This window comes from Verrucomicrobium spinosum DSM 4136 = JCM 18804 (assembly GCF_000172155.1).
GTDB classification, from domain to species: Bacteria; Verrucomicrobiota; Verrucomicrobiia; order Verrucomicrobiales; family Verrucomicrobiaceae; genus Verrucomicrobium; species Verrucomicrobium spinosum.
In genome coordinates, this window is the sequence record NZ_ABIZ01000001.1 from 7,885,437 (window position 1) to 7,904,500 (window position 19,064).

The window sequence follows — 19,064 nt, forward strand, 5'->3', positions numbered from 1 at the left end:
GTTTGTTTGTAGGTTTCCGATGTGGAGTTTTGAATGACTCAGTCGTTTTGTTTATCCCCGCCAGTGGCGAGCACCTTGAGCGTGGTAAAAAATCGGATCAGTTTTTCAGCCTGATCAATGCTGTGGGCGAGCCGGTTGGCGGCCTCATAATCACCAGGAGCCAGACCTGCACTGCGGGCCTGGTTCAGCTTGTCCCGCCAGGTGCCGAGATATTCAGTGAGCTGGGCACGGAAGGTCCCGTCCTGGTCGTTGGCCAAGGCATCCGCAAGATCTGGGGTATCAATGTCTGTCATGGTTTGGATTCCTTGTGACCGGACGAGGCAACTGGCGGTTTGCTGGAGTGAGGCTGGGGCGATTCACTTGCTGCCACCGCAGCCTCCAATGCCTCCTGCTTGGCCTTCTGCCTTTCTGAGAGGCCGGGTTTCTGAAAATCTGCGGGAACGGCTATGGAGACGGTCTTTTCCGGAGCAGCAGCCGGCGCCAGCTCCGCCGTTGGGAGCGGAGGCTCCACGTCTTTTGGAGCAGAGGCTTTCTCCGCAGAAGGGAGAACCGGCTCCGCGTCCGCTGGCAGTGCCCGCCGGACGGAAATCGCCTCTGCCGTGGTGCCGCTGTCTTGAAGCGCCTCCGAAACGGTGGCGATGTCCATGGTCGTTTCTCTTGAGGCGGCTCCCGAGGTCGCACCCAGGATGACCATGTCGCCAATTCCCACCACCCGTTCGCTCTCGCCTTCCTGGATGACCACGCGCCCTTCACCGACCTGCTTGATCACGCCCCCGAACGGCAGACGGGCTCCGGCAAAATAGATGCCCCCGCTGCTGAGTCGCATGGAGCCCAGCCCGCCAGGACGATTCTGAATGGTTTCCACCGTGGCGTCAGGCTTGTCGATGGTGGGGAAAAGAGCCCGCGGCACCGGAGGAGGGGCCTGGAAGAGCCCTGTTGCGGAAGCGGCGGCATTCACCGCCCCAGCGCCGTTCGCTCCCACGCCACGATCTGGAGCACTGGAAGTGATGCCCATGCTGCCACGATTCGGGATCATCGCTGGCTCGCGCGGGGCCTGGGTCTGGCTGATGCGTTCCGCCGAAGCTGCCGCCAAGCCCGCCGCAGGAGTGAGGGTTGCGGCGGCGGCAACGCCATCCCCCGCCCTCTTCGATGGCGCGCCCGCCGTGTCTGTCTCACCTTGCTTTTGTGCCGCAGCATGCGCGGGAAGCGTCACGATGACCGTCCGGTCTGTGGGCTTCATGATGGACGGCACTGTGACTTGGGAGTCCACTCCAGTGACCCCCGGAATTTCATCCGTGAGCTGCTGCTTCACCCGGTTCCACAAATCGCGATCCGCAACACTGCCACTGACCACCAGCCGGCCTTCGGCGTTCGCCGTGACATCCAGCGGCAGGCGTTGCAGGCGGAGGATGGAACGGGCGCTTTCTGCCAGCGACTCAAGACTCCAGATCCGGGGCACCACACCGGAAGCCTTGGTGCGGAGGTCCACTTCAATGTCTCTCAACTGGTCCGACTTGGGGACATAACCGCGGGCATAGAGCCGACCGCCGTCCGATTCCACCCGCACATCTTCTGAGGCACCATGCAACTTGAGCACCGCTTCAGCCCGGGATTTCAGGTCATTGTCGTCCCCCCCGCCAGGCAAGGGATTGTTCCCCTTCCAGATATTAAACAGAATCAACCATGCGGTCAGCAGCAGCAGGCCAAATGCCACACCAAAGATCGCCACCGCCCGCTTGGGAGGGGGCGGGGTCTCGCCCTCCGCACCAGCGGTTGCTGGACCTCCACCCCCATTCCCCGCCGCTGCGCCCGGGGTTGCGGCAGAGCTCTCCGCCGCTTTGCCCTCCGCGCCAAGTGCTGGCTCGGGGGCTTCTTTCTCCAATTCCGGCGCATCGCCCGCAGAAAGGAGAGGCCACTTGCCATCCACTGGACCGATCACCAAATGCGTGCCACCCAAGGTGATGAACACAAAGGGTTCCACCTTCTGGCGGGTGTCTTTGACGCGCTTGCCCGCCAGATACACACGGCCGCCCAGAGGCTCGACAAACAACGCCTTGGGACCGGCATCGATCGCCATGTGCTGCGGGGCGATCAGGACATCGTGCAACACCACATCGCAGCCCTCATCGCTGCCAATGAGGCTCTTGCCGGGTGCAAGGTCGATCTCCGCGCCCTGGTGGGGGCCCGCGATCACCTTCAGCAGCCACTGGGAACGGGTATCACTCATTTGGGATTGATCTTGATGCGGGGAAGCACAGGGGGGGCGTCATACTCAGACGATTGCCGGACCGTGGATCCGCGGGGCTCCACTACAGGGTGGGAAGTCTCTCCAGCAGGCACTCCCGGGGCGGGGAGCAAGATCGGATCCAGCATGGTCGGATTGGGGTTGGACGCCTTCCAGGCCTCATTGGCCACTTCCCGGGCCCGGATGGCGGAGGGGTGAACGTCATCACGTACCGCAGGGGTGGAGTGCAGCTGCACATCCACCACCTTGGGTGTGATGAAGAAGAAGCGCTGTTTGCGCTCATTCAGGACCTCCTTGCGTTTGAAGGCATAGCCGACCACGGGAATGTCGCCCAGGATGGGTATCTGGCGGGTGTTCTTGGTCTTTCGTTCGATGAAATAGCCTCCTACCAGCAGGGTCTTGCTCTCAGGGACGATCGCCTGGGTCGTGATGGCACTCTCCCGGGTGCCGGGGATGTCATCCACAGAGGTGTCTTCGAAGTTGCCGTCCGTAATGTCCAGGTGCAGGCGGAAGGAACGTTTTCCATTCTCCACTACCAGATTGGGAGTGACGCGGAACTGCACGCCGGCAGTCACGTCGAAAAGATCCACTTCCTGATCCCCAGCCACCCGAACATAGAAGGTCTCCTCGGTGCGCACCACGGCCTCGACGTTTTCCATCGTCAGAACCGATGGGCTGGAGACAATGTCCGCACCGCCTTTCGTCTCAAGGGCTCGCAAGCGGGTCAGCAGGTCAAATCCTTCCCCTCCAATGAGGGCCGCAACATTCAGCCCGCCACCCCGGACGAGATTGGTGCCGTCCACAAACGATGGGGTGGTCTCAGGGGGCGCTTCTCCGCCATCGAACTGGCTGCGGTCCGCTTCAAATCCAAACCGGTATTTGTTGCCATCCTTGGCGGTGTAGTTCCCGAGGAACTCCATGCCGAAGTCTTTCCCATTGGTGGTGTCCACATCCACAATCGCCGCCGTGATTTCGATGGCGTTGGTGGGCACGTCGAGCATCTGGATCAGCTCATCATAGAGGGGCATGCGGGAGCCCAGATCGCGTACGACGATCGCATTCAGACGACCATCCACAACGATGATGGGCTCAATGGGGTCGCCAGGCTGAGGAGCATTGGAGGGCCCCGGCGCACCCCGCGGAGCACCACTGCCTGCCGGGGGCTGCCCAATAGAGGAAAGACCCTCGCCCCGCAAACCGTCACGAGACCGCAGACGCTCGGAGTAAACGGGACCATTCACCGGATTCGAACCCTTCGGGTTCATCAGATTCTGCAAGGTGGTGGCTACGCCGGGAATGCGGACGGAGGAACCCGATCCAGAACCCACGGTGGAATCCTGGGCGGTGGCGTACTTGAGGCGGTAGGTGCGCACCGTGTACTCGGAGCCGGACTGCTCCACCTTGATGGACATCTGGGCATCCAGCTCACGGGCGACAATCTCGGTTGCTTGAATGTAACGAGGCCCACCAGCCAGCAGCAGCAGCCCAGGACGGTCGGCCCCCTTGATCAGGCTTTCTCTGCCCACAGGTCCGCTGGCAAAGCCCACCGACCGCAGCGCATCCTCCAAGCTCTTGCGGGTCAGGGCGTTGACCACCAGCGTCCGCGTGAGCACTTCATCCGCAGCATCCACATAGATTTTGCCTCCGTCATAAAACCAGGTGCAGTTGCCCACCTCACACAGGGTGTCGAGCATGGCACTCGTGGCAACAGACTGGAAGTCGCCACTCACCACCGCCTTCACCTGCGGACTGATGATGGCCTGCAGCCCCTGTTTGGAGGCCAGCTCCTGGAGGAGATCTGCCACCGTGCGTTGCTGCACCGCCTGCAAGCTCACCCGGGCGGTTTTCCATGGGATGTCTGCGTGGGCCACCGGTGCCGCCAAGGCCGCCAGGACCGTACACGCAAAAAGACTGTAGGAGAAAGAGCGCATGCGTGGGGTTAGTTGGCACCAAGCCATTGCCGCCAGAAGCTGGCTTCGTTCAAGAGTGACTCGACGGCAGCCAGCCCGTCTGAAACGGACCGCAGCTCACCGTCAAAACGCCGCCAGAGGAACAGTTCCCGGGTGCCCGGCTCGAAGCAGATCGACTCCGCAGTGGCCAGCTTGCTGAAGCGGGCTCCCGAGAGAGCCAGGCAATCCGAAAGCAAGACCCCGAGCGGCTGCCGCCTGATCTGTGCCAAATCATCCGCCAAACCAATGACCCCTGCGAAAACAATTTTCCCATCCTGAATCCGGTAGAGACGCAACGGCACGCCATCCACCTCGAACGCGAAGTTTCCCGCGCCATCCGGGACAGGGCGGCTCAACCCCACCTCTTCACAGACGGCTGCTACGGTTTCTGAAATCGAGTCGGTCATGGTTCAGATGTCAATCAGGTCGCGATGCGTCCCAACGGCTGGATGGTGATCTCTTCGGTGAGTTCCTGGTGGGAGAGAACGGGAAGTTCGTAAAATTCCTGTTCGATAAGCTTCCGGGTGTAGCGGCGGACATCCAGGGAGGTGAGCAGCACGGGACGCTGGTTGCTTTCCCAAATGTTGCCAACCTGCTTGCGCACGGATTGCAGGAGCGCTTTGACCGTGCCTGGGTCGAGTGCCAGGTAGGCCCCCGCGGAGGTCTGGCGCACAGCCTTGCGAATGCTCTCTTCCAGACTGGGCTCCAGCAGATACACCGCCAGGAGATTTTGTCCGCGGCTGAATTTGTAGCTGATATAGCGGCGCAAGCTGGATCGCACGTACTCAGTCAGAAGCACCGCCTCCTTCTCCTTCTGGCCCCACTCGATCAATGACTGGAGAATGGTGCGCAAGTTTCGGATGGAAATCTCCTCCTGCACCAACCGCTGGAAGACTTCGGTGATCTTCTGCACTGGCAGGACACGCTGCACCTCCCGCACCACCTCGGCAAACTGGCCTTCCATTTTTTCCAGAAGGTATTTCGTCTCCTGCAGCCCCACGAAGTCTGCGGCGTATCGCTTGAGGATGACGGAGAGATGATACGTCAACACCTGGGTAGGAGCCAGGTAGGGCACATTGGTCTTGTCGAGGTCCACCTTGCGTTCTGCGGGAACCCAGAGCGGTGGCAGCCCCTTCAGGAAGGTCTTCTCCTCGACAAACGGGATATTGAGCATCTTGAGCGACTCCGCCTTCTCCCGCGCCAGAACGTGGCCTGCTTTGAAGCTCCCTTCGGCGATGGGCACCTCATGGAGCATGATCTTGTAGGCTCCCGCTGGAAGCGATTCGTTGAACCGGAGGTGGATGCCTGGGAACGGCACTCCTAGATCGTGATACAGTGCCTGCCGCACCCGGATCAGCTCCTCGTTCATCGATGCTGCATCGATGGCATTCTGACTGGCAGCAGAGACATCCATCAGCAGTGGGACGGTGATGGAGAACTCGTCATTTGCATCTTTCTTCTTGGGTTGCGGCTTGGATCCGGTGGGGGCCATCGCGGGCAGGTCCCGCTTGTCCTGCGTGGCCAGCACGGACTCGGCTGGCTGTTTGCGGCTCAAGGCAAAGCCCCCCACCCCGGACACCACCGCCAGGATCAAGAAAGGGATCTTGGGGAAACCCGGGATCAACGCAAATCCCACCATGAAACCGGCGGCGATCATGAGCGCCTTGGGCTGGGAAAGAAGCTGGTTGCCTACGTCACCCCCGAGCGCCCCCCCATCCTCTGAAGCCGACACGCGGGTCACAATCATGCCTGCGGTGATGGAAATGAGGAGCGCCGGAATTTGGGAGACCAGACCGTCACCAATGGTGAGGATGGAGTAGGTCGTGACCGCTTTGCCAATGTCCCAGCCTTTCTGCATCACGCCGATGCAGATCCCTGCAGTGATGTTGATGGCCGTGATGATGAGGCCGGCGATGGCGTCCCCTTTCACGAACTTCATGGCACCATCCATGGCACCATGAAGCTGGTTTTCTTTTTCCACCTTGTGTCGTCGGGCGGTGGCCTCCTCCTGGGTGATGGCTCCAGCACGCAAGTCGGCATCAATGGCCATCTGCTTGCCCGGCATGGCGTCCAAGGTGAATCGGGCACCGACTTCCGCGACACGTTCAGCCCCCTTGGTGATCACGATGAACTGGATCAAGGTGATGATCAGGAAGATCACGACCCCGACGACAAAGTTGCCGCCGACCACGAAATTTCCGAAGGTGTACACGATCTCCCCGGCATGGGCGTGCAACAAGATCAGACGGGTGGTCGTGATGTTGAGCGATAATCGAAAGAGGGTCGTGATGAGCAACAGCGAAGGGAACGTCGAAAACTCCAGGATGCCCGGCACATACATGGACAGCATGAGGAGCAGCATGGAGATCGCCAGGTTGATGGCGAGCAGCAGGTCCAGCACGGCCGGGGGCACCGGCAGGATCATCAGGGACAGAATGGCCACCACCACGACTGCAAGCAGCACGTCGTAGTAGCGGGAACCGCGAAGGATCGCGCCTTGGAGCTGAAGCATTTTTCCGGCCATGCGATCGTGTCAGGTCAGTCTGTTGTCGTAGTGAGAAGGCTGGTGAGAAACTCGCGCGCGGCTTCGTGCTTGCCCTGCTCCCAGAGGGCTTTGGCGAACACCAGACCCACCGGCATGCGGAGGTCGTTGGAGCTTTTTTGCAGGGCGCGGGTGGCCACCCTGGCGGCATCCACCGGCCGGCCATCCATCAACTCTCCCAAGGCAAGACAGCGCTGGACTTCCACATCGTCCGGGAACAGACGAAACAGGAGCCGCAACATGGCGCAGGCCGCCGCCGGCTTGTGTTGCTCCAGATGCAGGTAAGCCTGCAACATCATCCAGTCACGCTGGGCAGGCGTCAGGGTCCAATGACCCACCCGCGCAGACTTCCCCCCCGGAGTGCCCGGAGGCTCTCCGCTCATTCGGTTGAGGGTCTGGATGGTGTTGGGAGTCAACGAAATTAAGGGTCGGGTTCCATCTGCCTGAAAGAACGGGTCTGTTACAGGAAAATCCCGCTAACTTTCCAAAGGGGGACAGATTCACCCTTTCAGCAAGGCATAGCGATACTGCTCCCCCAGCTCATGGTCTGCGCCGAGGCCATTCAAGAGGCCGATGACCCCTTGAATCTCCTCCTTTTGCTGGGGATCTGTGGTGTCTTGAAGAGCCGCTACCAGCACTTTCAATATCTCCTCCCTCATGAGGTGAAACACACCAGGGCGCAGCATGGACTGATCCTCCACCCGGGGGCGGATTGCATCAAGCATGACCCGCTCGAACGTGTTGGCCTGAAGGATGGCCTCCATCCTCGCCTCCACCGAGGCATCAATGGGTTGCAACCGGGAATCCTCCGGAAGCATGGGGGCCACCTCATGATCTCCGATCTCGATCGAGGCGAGACCGAGCTTGGACTGAAAAGACTCTGGAATGAGGCGGGGCATGATGGCGAAGGTCAGTCAGACCGTGATGGCGAAAATCAAGCGGGCCGCACCACCGTGGACAGAGCGTCTTGCAGGGCCTCCAGTTGTGCGATGGCCTCGTGCAACGCAGGAAGGTTGAATTCGTAAGTCTCCATTCTCGCGGAGAAGACCAGAACCCCACGTCCCCCGGCGAGTGCGGCACGCACCGGCCAGCTTCCCGGTTGTCTGGGATGGGTCATTTCCAAAGCCATCTGGCAGGCGGCGGCGTCAGGCGGCTCGATCCTGCGGGAGAGGCTGACCGCTACAATCTCCTGGCGATCACCCACCAGCTCGATCGACAAGGTGCCAATGCCGCTGATGTCCAGAATCACCGCCCCCTGCTCATTGGGCTGCAGGTGCGCCATGCCCATGCTCTGGCCGAACTCGGACACGGTTTGATCAATGGGAGTCATCTTCAGTTAAGACGCCTCCTCCTTGGCGATTTCGGCATCCAGAGCCTGTTGCATCGCATCGAGCATTTTCTCCCGAATATCCGGGGTTGGGAATAGTTTCAAGGGAATCTGTCTGACTTTCTCTCGCAACTGGGTGACGAAAAAGATCCGGGTTTCGGGTTTCTTAAGCCCCACCCGGGTGGCGATCAGGCTGATGCGAGCGGGATCCACCCATCTCTGGGTGGTCATCTCCAAGATCTCCCGCATCAAGTCATGCGCCGTATAGGTCTCATCGGGCATATCCAAATCGGAAAGGCATGGGGTTGCGGACTCGTTCCAGCAGGTCAGAGAGGGTCCGGTAGAGATTGCCGAGGTATTGCACGTGATTGACGTTGTTGACGGCCGTTTCGAGGTGTGCCCGCTCCATCGAAGGCCCCAGACCATGAGAATCCAAATCACTGGCGGCGGCCCGGATCAGGAACTCCAGCGCTTGATCAAACCGCTTCTCGCCATAGCGCTGCATGATGGACTGGTACATGGACGACGCGGTGTCGCGTCCCAGGACGGCGTACCGGTAGAGGTCGCGCAACCGCTCCACCTGCTCCAGCCCCTGCTTGGCGAAGGACATCACATCCGCAGCGATGTTGAGCCCGGCCCGGATGGCTGGACCCGCCTCCTTCATGAGCGCGGCTTTGACGTTGCCAATCTTGGCCCGCAGTTCTTCTTCCACGCCCTCGGCCTCAAGCGCCTCCTCGGCAAAGGAAAGCGCAGCATACTGTTCGCTGACATCGCCAAAGTGTTCCTTGGCCATCTGACGGATCTGCTCCTCCGTGGCCCGCCCACCCATCTTTTTCAGGGAGTCCAGAAACTCGTGGAGCTTGTGGGATGAGCCGGACTGGCTCATCATGTTGACGTACTTGTCTGCCAGGTCCGTCGTCGTGAGCTTCATCGCCTCTTTCGAGCCGGCTTTACGCTCAGACAATTTTTTCTCCACCTTTTCAGCGGCGGCGAAACTCATCTCCTCAGCCGCGTCGGCCAAGGCAGAAGTGGCATCTTGCTGCACCACCTCCTGCCCCCGGAACAAGCCTTCCTGCCGCATGCCTTCGGAGACGGACTCGGAAGCCCCCTGTTTGGAGGAGAAAGCTCCCACGAGCCCCCGGATGTCGGCATTGAAGTTCATGGTGCGAAGCCAGGATGTTGGTCAGATGATCCGCAACTCAGATGTTGGAATGCTGCAACACCTGCATTTGGGCACTCATGAAGTCCTGGTAGAGCTTCAATACCATGTCTTGAAGCGACTTGGCAATGTCTCTCAGTTCTTCGGCGATGGACTGCTGGTTCTGCAGCTTTTTGCACTCGCCATCGAGCGCCTTGTTCGCCGCTTCCAGAAGCTCGGCCTGCTTCTTCAGCAAGGCACCGTCCAGCTTGAGCTGCTCTGTGTGGATGTTGCCGGCCCCTTCCAGGATCTGGCTGAGGCTGCTGCCCGCCTGGCTGGCCGCGGGTCCACCCCAAATGCTGCCGAAGGCCCCGATGAAGCTGAGGCAGCCGCCAACGATGCTGAAGATCGCCTGCTGCTTCTCCGCTTCGATCTGTTTCAAAGCAGCGTCGTAGTTCTTCTGAGCGACATCACGCAAGTTGTTGGCCTGCGTCATCATCAGATCATACTCCCCGTTGAGGGCGTTCGTTTTTGCTTCGGAAGCAAATTGCCTCAACTCCATCGCCGTCTGAAGCATCAGCTTCAAGAAGTCGGTGAAGTCGGGATAATTGCCGCCTTCGATGATCGCATAGAGGCTCTTTGCTGCCGTGTCCGCCGCTTCCTCCACATGATTGAAGAGATTGTACACGCCCCCGATGTGGGCCTCCGCTCCTTCCACGCCCAACCGGGAGACGAGATCCCCCACTTGGCTCGCCATTTTTCCCGCCTGGAACAACCCACCAAGCGCGGCGTAGAGTTCCAGGGGTGTCATGCCCAGATCCTTGCAGGCCTGCTCCAGCTCGTTGATCGGGATTTCCCCGGTCAGAGGCAGTTCCAAGGTGATGCGGAAACCCTCTCCCAATGCCCCGTTTTGCTTGCCGACAGTGAAGCTTACGGTCAGCGACTCGTCACCCTTTTCGGTGGGCGACGGATCGTTGATATCAAGCTGCGGATTGAACGAGGTGCTGGAGACGTGGGAGGTGGTGCTGGAAATGCTGACACTCATAATCTGGGCAGGTTAGGGTCTTGGCGTCCGACTCAGGCCGCCTGGGTCTGGTGGAGTTGAGTCATCGTCTGAGCACTGTCATCGATGGCCTGGAAAAGGATGGACATGGTCTCCATTGCGGAGTTGAGCATCTCTTCCAGCTGGGCTTGCAGATCTTCGATCGTCTTCTTGAGCAGGGTGATCATGGCTTCCAACGCCTTGGCTGCCGCTTCGGCCAGCTCCGCTTCTTTCATGGCATCGGCCGCCTGCTTCATCAGGTCCTGAATCTCCAGCTTCACGACCCCTTCGGTGATCTTGCTGATGCCCTTGACCAGCCCCTGCGTCGCGGCCATCTGAATGCCCCAAATCGCGGTGGCCTTGAAAGCGGACACACAGGCCTTGTAAGTGGCCTTGAGAGCCTCCTTGACCACCACTTCCGTCAGGCTGTCGATGCCCTGTTTGGTGAGCTCCTTCATGGTGCTCTTCACCATCTCCTTCATGCTGTTTTCCAGCATCTGCTTGCCCAGGGCACCTCCCAGTTTGCTGATGAGCGGGTTGGCCAGATTTTGCATCGCCGTCATCATCGCCTGCTTGGCCATGATGGAGGCGGCTTTCAGGGTTTGCCCGATGCTCTGATGAACGCCGGCCTTGCCGATTTCTTTGAGCGCGGCTTTCATGCCTTCCTTCAGCCCCATGGTGATGCCCCCCAAGCCGCCAATGAGGCCGCCAATGCCTGCCACCACGGCGCATCCAATCATAACACCGTTGATGGCCTGTTTTTGGGCTTCACTCAGGACGCCATCTCCACCCATGGCCTTGTCCGTGGCATCAATGGCTAAGGCGATATTACACCCGGCAGAACAGAGCTGCGCCCCTGCGGCCGCAATCATCCCCACCGTGCCCGCCCAGTTGCCCGCGACAAAGTTGGCGGCGGCAGCGACGATGCTGAAAACGGCAGAGACAATGTCCACCGCTGCCATCACCCAGCTCGCGATGGCCTGGAAGACGTTGCCCTTCTTGTTGGCCTCCTGCTGCTTTTCCACCGCTTCCTTCATCTCCTTGAGCTGTGTCTCAAGGTTCTGGAGTTGTTCCTTGTGGGCCTGGTCCACCTCCTTCATCCGACCGTCGATGACCGTCTTTGAAACCTGCGTCTGAAGTTCGTCCAGAGCTTGCTGAAGCAGGGCAATCCGCAGCGTCAGGTCCGTGACCTTCTGCATGAGGGTCGCCTTGGGTGCCTCGAGCCCTGGTGCTCCATCCTTGGCACCGGCATTGGCCCCAGCAATGATGGTGCCGAGCATCTCCAGCGCCTTCAGAACCGACTCCTTGGCAGCCTTCTTGATGTCGTTGAGATCTGCTCCTCCCAGAAGTTCCTGGGGGTTGATGAACGGAATGTTGGGATTGTTGGAAATATTCATGACTCGGAAGTGGCGGTGGTGATTTCTTTCTGGCCCTGCTGGAGCAGTTCGAGCGTGTGCTCCGCCTGCTGTTTGAGCTCGGCGTGCTCCGCCTTGCCTTCCGCATTGGCGATGGTGGCGCGCAGCGCCGCCTCCGCCTCCTTGATCTTGCCGGTGGCGATGAATGACCGGGCACAGTGGAAGGAAGGAACTGGGTCGGAAACGTCAAGGAACCCCAGGTATCCAAAGGCCTTGATGGCGTCTTTGTGATTTCCTTCCATCGCCCGGCTGGAGCCCAGGCCCATCCAGTAGCGCTTGTCGAAGTGATCCAGAGACGCCAGCAACTGGAACACCTTGGAGGATTCCTCGTACTGCCCGGCGTTGTACTGATTGTAGGCCACCATGTAGAAGACCTCCATGCTCTCCGGAGTGAGATTCGTGAAATCCCTCATGGTCCGGCCGTTGGCACCGAAATTCGTGAGCATCTCCGCCCATTCATCCGCGGTCTCGTATGGCAGGCCCGTCGGCATGGGTGCGTCTGGAAGTTCGATGTCGTCAAATTCGGTGGTCGTGTCGCTCATTTGGCTTGCTCGGTTGAAAGGATTGGGTCTTCTAAAAAACAGTCTGGCCTTCGCGCCAAACGGGTTACATTACAAATTGCGAAGTTGTGACTTGAGCAGGCCGTCCAGTTTCTCCTGGAGCTTGCTGAGCACCTCCAGAGCGCTGTTGTAGCGGTTCAACACCTGCTGGTAGTCCAGCATCATGTCCTGGGACTGGGCGGACTTGCGGTCGATGTAGTTTTTGAGGTTGATTCGGTTTTCCTGCCACTCCCCCCAGTTGTGGAGGTAGTCGTTGCCCGAGCGGTCGAACAGAGAATCCCCGCGGTTGCTGGCCCGGGCATTGAACAGCATCATTTGGATGGACTCATAGCTGCTGTCGCCTGTGTAGTTTCCGTCCTTGTCCAGGTTGCGGATGTTCGCCACCTTCTCCAGTTCGGCCAGTGCGGCGTTGGCCTGGCGCAAATCTTCCTGCACCTCTTCCACCAAGGCCTGCTTGTAGGCGAGTTTGGCCTTGAGGACCTGGATGCGGGCCTCGTTCCAGTAATAAAGGTATTCCGTGGGAGACAGGGCTTTGAAGTTGTTGATCTGTTTGACGTCGCCTTCTTGATAATAGTAATACTTTGCGCCGTCAGTCCCGATGCCAGTGATGATCTGAACCTCTTGCAAGGTCGGGTTCGTCACCCCGCCAGATCCGTCAAAGATGACCCCTTCCTTGAAAATAAATTCGAAGTCGGTCACGATCCCTGCCTGGTTCTTGATCTCCTTTTTCTGTACCACCGAAAGATCAATCCCCTCGGGGACCAGATATGTTTTGTAGATGTTTTCCCCGTTGGAATTTTTGCCGACGATTTCAGTAGTGATCCGGTCATAAACCACGTTGTTCGTCGGGGAGGTGTACGGCGAAATCGTCACCACCGTCCAGACATTGTCCGGATTGGCCCTGGTCTTGAGAGCGTCCCCCTTTGCGAAGGTCTGGGTGATCAGATCGTAGTAGAACTTGAGGATGACCTGTTCCGGGTTGGAGGTGGATTGTCCCGTGAACCCCGTGTCATTGTCGGCAAAAATCCCCTGAAGGGCGAAGGTTGGGGTGTGGTTGACATCCGGATCCGGCACCGTGTTGGTGTACTTGTTGTTCTCGTGGTAGGGATCCGCGGTGGTCCCAGCCCCCCTCACGGCATTACGGCAGTAGAGAATAACGGAATAGACCTCTTCGAGAAACTCCCGAATCAGGGCATTGCGATCATAGGGCTTGTTCGGATCAGTGGTAGCGGGCTGGTCCTCTACAATTGTCTTCTCAAACTTGGCGATGCGGGCATCAATGGCTTCCAGCATGTCCTCCGGACTGGGCAAGCCTGCCGCCGTGAACTTCGCCACGGCATTAGACAGTTCCGTGCGCAGGGCCGTCACGTCGGAATTGGCATTGATGTAGAAATTGTGCAGCGTGAGATCCGTGAAGGCGGAGGTACTGTAGGCCATGATCTTGGGGGACTGGGGTGGAATGTTGGAAGTTGAGTGGCAACGCGTACGGTCAGATGCGGTAGCGGCTGCCCACGGCCCGGGGGCCAGCGGCTTGAGTCACCGGAGCGTTGACTCGTTTTTCGAAGTTGCGGACGGTGTCCTCGATGTTCTCGAACTCCGTCAAAAGCGTGCTGTAAATATACTGGTCGTCAGGAGGAATGCCGTTACCAAGCAGCACGCGCTTCCCAATGCCAGCCCGGACGCCGAGATCTTCGTAGAGCTCATCCGCAACAGCGTTGGCCATAGCTCCGGCCGCCAGAAGCACGTCCATCTGTTCCACCAGCGCGGCGGTCTGCTCTCTCAGCCTTGCCAGGTCGGCGAGATCTTCTGCGGTGGCAGGTGGGGCGTCGGGCGTCATAAGACTTGGAGGGAGGCCGGGTTGTTTCCTTAGGGTCAGATCATCATGCCGGACTGGGCCATGCGGGTTACCAGCTTGCCTTCCTCCGTTGGAGTGCTGGCATCGGAACCCCAATCCATGCCCCACTTCTGGTGCAGGTCACGCATTTTGTCGGCGAAACCTTCCTGCTGCTCGTCGGAAAGGCGGTCGTCCTGAACGATCTCCTTCAGCGAATCATCCTCAGCGACAATCTTCACAAACTCCTGAACATTCTCCTGCGCCTCAACAAAGAGGCCGCGGGCACGATTGAGGTGTTCGGTGTAGGTCTTGATCGACTTGCTGACATTCTCCTTGAGCGTCTCCAGCAGTTTGGGATCCGTCTCGAAGTTGCCCGCGATGGTCTTGAGCAGATCCAGATTCTGAAGAAAGGGATTGCCGCCGATAGAAGGCGAAGAGGAAGACGGCGTCGGCACCCCGTCAGGATCCTCACCTCGCAGCTTGAACATCAACTCTTCAAACAACTGGATGTCGGCACGGGAGAGAACCCGACCGCCAAACTCTCCGCCTCCCGCAGCCGGGCTGGATTCCGTCTGCAGTTCATTCGAAAGAAGCCGCTGAAGCGTCTCGATCCGGCGCAGATCATCGGGTGAAAGCCCGAGTTGACGGTTTTGCAGGCGGTCAAGAATTGCAGCGAGACGCCGCGCATCCGCCACGGTGAGCTTCCGCACATCCGTCGAGAGTCCGGTTCCGGCGGAACTGTTCTCGGCAATCTCCGGCCCGCTCCTCAGGCGGCCCAGCAGTTCCTCCAGCTCGAACGTATCTGCCAGCCCAATGTTCAGGCCCCGGAGCTGCGCGGTCAGATCGCTGAGGAACTGGGAATTCTCCTCGGTCAGTCCGATCAGGCCGACCTCTGCCAGACCGGCCTTCACCGACTCCAGCAACTGCAGGCCTTCCCCGTTGAGCGTGGCGAGACCGCCGGCCGCAAGCTCGGCCTTCAGTTTGCCCACGAGGGTGAGCAACGCCTCGGCATCCACCCCGCTGATGGGCAGGCCCAGCGACGCCAACGTGGCCAGCAGGTCAACGTCCTCCGCATTCAAGACGGGGAGGGAGGCCGGCGCAGAGGGAAAGAGGCTTTCATCAATCTTGAATCCGCCAATGAGCAGGCTCGCCCGGCGCATCGCCTGGGTGACGGGATCGACCGCAGGAGTTGTTTCCTCAGTTTGAGTGCTGGAGGACGGCGGCGTTGCCAGCTGGGGCAGGACGCTGGTGCCCGTTGTTTCATAGCTTTGCCCGAGAGCAGCCTTGCCCAGGTTCGTCAGGAGTTGCTGGGCATCGTTGAACCCCACCCCGCCGGACCCTCCACCCTGTAGGGCCTGCAGGTTCGTGAGGGCAGATTCCAGACGTTTCTGAATCGAGGCCAGCACATCTTTTTCCGCTGCTGAAGCCTCGGATTTGTCAGACTGCTCATCCGACCCTTGTTTCTGAATTTGCTCAAGGAACTGGTTCAGCTCCATGAGCGCTTCACTGGCCTTGGCCGTCTCCACCAGCACCTGCTGGAATGAGGTCTGCATCTCCGTGACAAGCGTGTTCAGAATGCTCGCCACCTGGAAGAATTCCTCCTCGTTCAACTTGCCGTCCCCGTCGGAATCGTAAAGGCTGACATCGAATCCGATCTCATCCAGAAAGGCTTTCAGATCGGCCGGGATCTCCACGTCTGAAGCATCCAGAACAAACTTGTTGTTGGAGGCCGTGGCCGCCACCTGCTCACGGCTGGCCGCGTCCCCCAGCGTGTTCGCCCCCAGCGTCCAGTTCGCTGTGGTGGCCCCCATGTTGATCCGATACCCGTCATTGGTCGTGGCATCGTACTTGCGCCCGTCCTGGGTGATGACGCCAGACGGCGTGGCCCCGGACTTGATGTTCGTGAGTTCGAGGTGATTGCGCCCTTTCGTCGCCGAAATGATCGCGCCCGCCGCATTGGGCGTGATGGTGATCTTGGTCTCGTTGGGCAGCACGAAGGTGCTGGTGTTGGAAAACTTCCAGCCGTTGCCTGCGCCATCCAGGGGATCCACCGACCCATCAGGCTGGATGAGGATGCCTTTGCCGTCGGAACCTGTGAGGGTCATGTAGCCAGTACTGCCCCATGACGTGAGGGTGTAGCCGTCTCCCAAGTCATAGGACTTCTGGGCGGTGGTCAGCTTGATCTGGCAGATCGGCTCTGCCTTGAAATCCACGACGCCTTGCGCCGCCGTCACCACTGCCGCAGCGGCGGTCACAACGGCAGTCGCCGCGGTGACGCGGGCGTTCGCCGCCGTCAGCGCGGTCTGGGCATTGGTCACCGCGGTCTGCGCCGCCGTCACGGCCGCTTGCGCCGCAGCGATCGTGGCGGGCACTTGGGGATTGGCCGCCTGCGCCGCTGTCAGCGCTGCTTGGGCGGAGGTCAGGTTGGTTTGGGCGGTTGTGAGATTGGTCTGGGCCGTGGTCTTGGCGGCATTGGCGTTGACCAGTGCGGCATCGGCTTTGGTCTTGGCCGCCTTGGCATCCGTCAGCGCCTGCTCCGCATCGGCAAACCCTCCCGTGGCATTGCCCGCCTGGATTTTGTCCACGGCGGCTCTCGCCTTGTCCGCAGCAGCTTTGGCTTCCTCTGCCGCGGTCCTCTCCGGCGTTCCAGCCGTCGTGCCATTCAGTGCAGTGGTGATGCTGGTCACCGCGTTGCTTGTGGTGGTGGAATACGGAGCCCCCTGCGTGTTCAGGCCACTGTTGACCGCCGTCACGGTCGAGGCGTTGGCGGTTGTGCCCGTGGTGGAAAAGGGATTCAGCAGGGCCTTCTGCCTTGCGGCCTCAATCGATTCCATGCTGGCCTGCAGGCTTTCCACGGTCTTCGAGTAGGCGGAAAGTTGATCCAGGGAATTGACCAAGCCCTTGAACCCGGATGAGACCGACTGGGAAACAAGGAGGCGGTGCTCTTCAAACACCACGGAAAAAGCCAGGGCTGAATCCAGTGCGGCGGCCTTGGTGGTATCGTTGACGGAGAGTGAAATCATGAATGGATGGTATTCAAAGTTTGCCTCAAAAAGGCCCCGTGCGGATACTGGAGCAGCCAAGCCCAAGTGTCACATCATGCCGCTCTTCCCCAAAGACGATTTTACCCTGTGGCTGGAGGCCCAAGGCACCCAGCCGGCCTTGTACCAGCCAGCGGCCCGGTACGGCGGCGCGCCCGTCGGTTGGAAGATCTTTATCGGCCAGTCCTCCTTTGTGTACCGCCTGCCGGAGGACAAGCCCGGAGTGTTGCTTATTGTCCTCTTCGAGCGACTGGGCGACCGCAAGGGGCTGCGCAGCCCGTTTGCCGATTTTGTCCGCTTCATCTCCTCCGTGAAACGCAGCGGGGTGCCCGTCCACACCATCGAGGGACATGTGGAGGCGCTCAAGGGACGCCCTGAGGACAGTCTGGCTGACGAACAGATCGTGACCTTTTACAAAAGGTACCTCGCCGCGAATCAACTCCGCGTGGAAAACGGCATCGAATGGGTCGCGGGTAACCTCCTCTCTTACGTCGCCCCGCTGTCGGACATCCGCAAGCAAGACCGCGCCACCCCCCCTGGTCCGGAAGTGTCGTAGAAAACTAGCGTGGTTTGGGTCAGCGAGCATGTCCACCGCAAACAAGGGAGGGAGAGGGGTTTCCATCATGCATCTGCCCGCTTTGCTGGTCCGGTTACGAAAATAGCCAGTTTTTCGGGAGAAGGTGCCTTCCCGCAAAACGTTGGAGCATTCCATCGCCTTTCTGTCACAACCGGTTCACCTGAGCACTTGCTTTTTCAGGGATTTCTCCTTTTGGTGGGATCGTGAAGACCGCCTCGATCGCCCAACTCCTGGGCGTCCTCCTGTGTGCCACAGCAGTCACCTTGGTGTTCGTGCTGGCTCCACCCAGCGCGGGATGGTGGCAAAAGGGCATCGGTATCATTTTTTCCGTGGGATTTGCCATGAGAGTGACAGCTCTTCTTAGCGGCGGCGGTCCGCTTGCGACCGGAAAACCTGCCTGGCTGGCATGGTCCAGCGCCCTGCCCTTCGCTTTCCTGGCTTTTGCCGGACTCTGGCTGCCTCAGTTGTGGGCATGGATCACGATGACGGTCAGCTGGATCTGGGTCTTCAACACCCGGAAAATGTGGCAACCTTGATACACATTCAGCGTGGCAATATTTTGGCGCAGTCCTTGCGCCCTTTAGTGCCAACTGGCATTATAGCCCACCCCCTAAAAACCTGGACTTGGACCTGCACCCAGCCGCCATATGACCGATTCTGCAAACGTCCATACGGGAGGTCAGGTCTTCCCCGCCACTCGGTGGTCCCTCGTAGCAAATGCCCGGGAGGATGGTGATCTGGATGCTTCAGCCGCTCTTGAAGAGCTTTGCCGGACTTATTGGCCCCCACTCTATGCCTACCTGAGGCGCACCGGCCATTCCACGCACGATGCTGAGGACTACACCCAGGGGTTCCTCCTTTCTCTCATTCAGGATGAAAGCCTCGTACGGGCCGACCCCCAGCGCGGCCGGCTGCGCTCCTTTCTCTTGGGCGGGTTAAAGCGCTATGTCGGCAGAGTTTTGCGGGACGGCAACCGACTGAAACGCGGTGGCGGCGTGGAGCGATTCTCCCTGGATGCTGCCGAGGCTGAGCAGCGGTACGAAGCCATGCTCGTGGATGAGCTGACACCGGAGCATCTCTATGACCGCATGTGGGTCTCCACGCTGGTCACCTCCGTAATCAAACGACTGCAGGACGAAATGCAGGCCAGTGGGAAAGAGAAGACGTTTCTTGCGCTCCAGCCCTACCTGTTGAGCGGTGCCACCGAAACGGGCGGCTACACCAAGGTGGCCGCAGAATTGGGCATCAGCGAAGGGGCGGTGAAAGTGGCTGTGCACCGACTCCGGGGCCGCTACCGGGAACTGCTGCTGAAGCATATCACCGACACGCTTTCCAACTCCGACTCACTCAACGATGAGGTAGAGTACCTCTTGGGTCTTGCTGGCCGATAGGCG

Annotated in this window: 19 protein-coding genes; 3 read left to right on the forward strand and 16 right to left on the reverse strand. The window is 59.7% G+C overall.

The annotated features are described in order from the left end of the window. Window positions 1–38: 38 nt before the first annotated feature. The 16 genes from VSP_RS31750 to VSP_RS31825 all read right to left on the reverse strand — a co-directional run bounded on the left by VSP_RS31750 (window position 39) and on the right by VSP_RS31825 (window position 17,075). On the reverse strand, window positions 39–293 hold the full coding sequence (locus VSP_RS31750; RefSeq protein WP_009965812.1) for a hypothetical protein: 255 nt from the start codon (window positions 291–293) through the stop codon (window positions 39–41). Further along, entirely contained in the window at window positions 290–2,227 is a 1,938-nt protein-coding gene (locus tag VSP_RS31755; RefSeq protein WP_009965813.1) for an FHA domain-containing protein, read from the reverse strand. Before VSP_RS31755 ends, VSP_RS31750 begins: the two co-directional genes overlap by 4 nt. Further along, window positions 2,224–4,176: a type III secretion system outer membrane ring subunit SctC gene (gene sctC, locus VSP_RS31760; protein WP_009965814.1), complete on the reverse strand. Its 1,953-nt coding sequence runs from the start codon at window positions 4,174–4,176 to the stop codon at window positions 2,224–2,226. Before sctC ends, VSP_RS31755 begins: the two co-directional genes overlap by 4 nt. A gap of 8 nt (window positions 4,177–4,184) precedes the next feature. Beyond that, window positions 4,185–4,601, reverse strand: coding sequence for a type III secretion system chaperone family protein (locus VSP_RS31765; RefSeq protein ID WP_009965816.1), 417 nt, complete (start codon window positions 4,599–4,601; stop codon window positions 4,185–4,187). Between the two features lie 14 nt (window positions 4,602–4,615). Beyond that, complete coding sequence (sctV, locus tag VSP_RS31770; RefSeq protein ID WP_157211174.1) at window positions 4,616–6,706, reverse strand: type III secretion system export apparatus subunit SctV; 2,091 nt, start codon at window positions 6,704–6,706, stop codon at window positions 4,616–4,618. 26 nt (window positions 6,707–6,732) lie between these two features. Further along, window positions 6,733–7,119 carry a type III secretion apparatus assembly chaperone SctY gene (gene sctY / locus VSP_RS31775; protein WP_009965818.1) on the reverse strand — a complete coding sequence of 129 codons (387 nt, stop codon included), beginning with the start codon at window positions 7,117–7,119 and terminating at the stop codon, window positions 6,733–6,735. A 117-nt stretch (window positions 7,120–7,236) separates the two neighbouring features. After that, the gene (gene sctX, locus VSP_RS31780) at window positions 7,237–7,635 is read right to left on the reverse strand and encodes a type III secretion apparatus assembly protein SctX (RefSeq protein ID WP_009965820.1); all 399 of its coding nucleotides are present in this window, start codon (window positions 7,633–7,635) and stop codon (window positions 7,237–7,239) included. Between the two features lie 35 nt (window positions 7,636–7,670). After that, entirely contained in the window at window positions 7,671–8,066 is a 396-nt protein-coding gene (locus VSP_RS31785; protein WP_009965821.1) for a CesT family type III secretion system chaperone, read from the reverse strand. A gap of 6 nt (window positions 8,067–8,072) precedes the next feature. After that, a complete protein-coding gene (locus VSP_RS31790; protein ID WP_009965822.1) occupies window positions 8,073–8,345 on the reverse strand; it encodes a TyeA family type III secretion system gatekeeper subunit in 273 nt (90 codons plus the stop codon). Then, window positions 8,335–9,225, reverse strand: coding sequence for a type III secretion system gatekeeper subunit SctW (gene sctW / locus VSP_RS31795; RefSeq protein ID WP_009965823.1), 891 nt, complete (start codon window positions 9,223–9,225; stop codon window positions 8,335–8,337). The genes VSP_RS31790 and sctW overlap by 11 nt, the downstream gene beginning before the upstream one ends. Window positions 9,226–9,262: 37 nt before the next feature. Further along, complete coding sequence (locus tag VSP_RS40395; RefSeq protein ID WP_009965824.1) at window positions 9,263–10,246, reverse strand: hypothetical protein; 984 nt, start codon at window positions 10,244–10,246, stop codon at window positions 9,263–9,265. Between the two features lie 32 nt (window positions 10,247–10,278). Then, on the reverse strand, window positions 10,279–11,640 hold the full coding sequence (sctE, locus tag VSP_RS31805) for a type III secretion system translocon subunit SseC family protein (RefSeq protein WP_009965826.1): 1,362 nt from the start codon (window positions 11,638–11,640) through the stop codon (window positions 10,279–10,281). Continuing rightward, on the reverse strand, window positions 11,637–12,200 hold the full coding sequence (locus VSP_RS31810; protein WP_009965828.1) for a SycD/LcrH family type III secretion system chaperone: 564 nt from the start codon (window positions 12,198–12,200) through the stop codon (window positions 11,637–11,639). The genes sctE and VSP_RS31810 overlap by 4 nt, the downstream gene beginning before the upstream one ends. A gap of 69 nt (window positions 12,201–12,269) precedes the next feature. Next, on the reverse strand, window positions 12,270–13,655 hold the full coding sequence (locus VSP_RS31815) for a hypothetical protein (protein WP_009965830.1): 1,386 nt from the start codon (window positions 13,653–13,655) through the stop codon (window positions 12,270–12,272). A 52-nt stretch (window positions 13,656–13,707) separates the two neighbouring features. Next, a complete protein-coding gene (locus VSP_RS31820; RefSeq protein ID WP_009965832.1) occupies window positions 13,708–14,055 on the reverse strand; it encodes a hypothetical protein in 348 nt (115 codons plus the stop codon). Window positions 14,056–14,090: 35 nt separating this feature from the next. Beyond that, a complete protein-coding gene (locus VSP_RS31825; protein ID WP_009965833.1) occupies window positions 14,091–17,075 on the reverse strand; it encodes an EF-hand domain-containing protein in 2,985 nt (994 codons plus the stop codon). A gap of 76 nt (window positions 17,076–17,151) precedes the next feature. On the opposite strand from VSP_RS31825, the gene VSP_RS31830 reads away from it, so the two are divergent. From VSP_RS31830 to VSP_RS38435, 3 genes are all read left to right on the forward strand, one after another. Continuing rightward, window positions 17,152–17,649 (forward strand): hypothetical protein, encoded by a 498-nt coding sequence (locus VSP_RS31830; protein WP_157211175.1) that lies wholly within the window; start codon window positions 17,152–17,154, stop codon window positions 17,647–17,649. Between the two features lie 224 nt (window positions 17,650–17,873). Further along, window positions 17,874–18,206, forward strand: coding sequence for a hypothetical protein (locus tag VSP_RS31835; RefSeq protein ID WP_009965835.1), 333 nt, complete (start codon window positions 17,874–17,876; stop codon window positions 18,204–18,206). Window positions 18,207–18,317: 111 nt separating this feature from the next. After that, entirely contained in the window at window positions 18,318–19,061 is a 744-nt protein-coding gene (locus tag VSP_RS38435; protein ID WP_009965836.1) for an RNA polymerase sigma factor, read from the forward strand. Window positions 19,062–19,064 lie beyond the last annotated feature (3 nt).

Bases quoted from the DNA above. Each gene is read 5' to 3' on its own strand.
- VSP_RS31750 (WP_009965812.1), bottom strand. From the start codon at position 293: ATGACAGACATTGATACCCCAGATCTTGCGGATGCCTTGGCCAACGAC.
- VSP_RS31755 (WP_009965813.1), bottom strand. From the start codon at position 2,227: ATGAGTGATACCCGTTCCCAGTGGCTGCTGAAGGTGATCGCGGGCCCC.
- sctC (WP_009965814.1), bottom strand. From the start codon at position 4,176: ATGCGCTCTTTCTCCTACAGTCTTTTTGCGTGTACGGTCCTGGCGGCC.
- VSP_RS31765 (WP_009965816.1), bottom strand. From the start codon at position 4,601: ATGACCGACTCGATTTCAGAAACCGTAGCAGCCGTCTGTGAAGAGGTG.
- sctV (WP_157211174.1), bottom strand. From the start codon at position 6,706: ATGCTTCAGCTCCAAGGCGCGATCCTTCGCGGTTCCCGCTACTACGAC.
- sctY (WP_009965818.1), bottom strand. From the start codon at position 7,119: ATGAGCGGAGAGCCTCCGGGCACTCCGGGGGGGAAGTCTGCGCGGGTG.
- sctX (WP_009965820.1), bottom strand. From the start codon at position 7,635: ATGCCCCGCCTCATTCCAGAGTCTTTTCAGTCCAAGCTCGGTCTCGCC.
- VSP_RS31785 (WP_009965821.1), bottom strand. From the start codon at position 8,066: ATGACTCCCATTGATCAAACCGTGTCCGAGTTCGGCCAGAGCATGGGC.
- VSP_RS31790 (WP_009965822.1), bottom strand. From the start codon at position 8,345: ATGCCCGATGAGACCTATACGGCGCATGACTTGATGCGGGAGATCTTG.
- sctW (WP_009965823.1), bottom strand. From the start codon at position 9,225: ATGAACTTCAATGCCGACATCCGGGGGCTCGTGGGAGCTTTCTCCTCC.
- VSP_RS40395 (WP_009965824.1), bottom strand. From the start codon at position 10,246: ATGAGTGTCAGCATTTCCAGCACCACCTCCCACGTCTCCAGCACCTCG.
- sctE (WP_009965826.1), bottom strand. From the start codon at position 11,640: ATGAATATTTCCAACAATCCCAACATTCCGTTCATCAACCCCCAGGAA.
- VSP_RS31810 (WP_009965828.1), bottom strand. From the start codon at position 12,200: ATGAGCGACACGACCACCGAATTTGACGACATCGAACTTCCAGACGCA.
- VSP_RS31815 (WP_009965830.1), bottom strand. From the start codon at position 13,655: ATGGCCTACAGTACCTCCGCCTTCACGGATCTCACGCTGCACAATTTC.
- VSP_RS31820 (WP_009965832.1), bottom strand. From the start codon at position 14,055: ATGACGCCCGACGCCCCACCTGCCACCGCAGAAGATCTCGCCGACCTG.
- VSP_RS31825 (WP_009965833.1), bottom strand. From the start codon at position 17,075: ATGATTTCACTCTCCGTCAACGATACCACCAAGGCCGCCGCACTGGAT.
- VSP_RS31830 (WP_157211175.1), top strand. From the start codon at position 17,152: ATGCCGCTCTTCCCCAAAGACGATTTTACCCTGTGGCTGGAGGCCCAA.
- VSP_RS38435 (WP_009965836.1), top strand. From the start codon at position 18,318: ATGACCGATTCTGCAAACGTCCATACGGGAGGTCAGGTCTTCCCCGCC.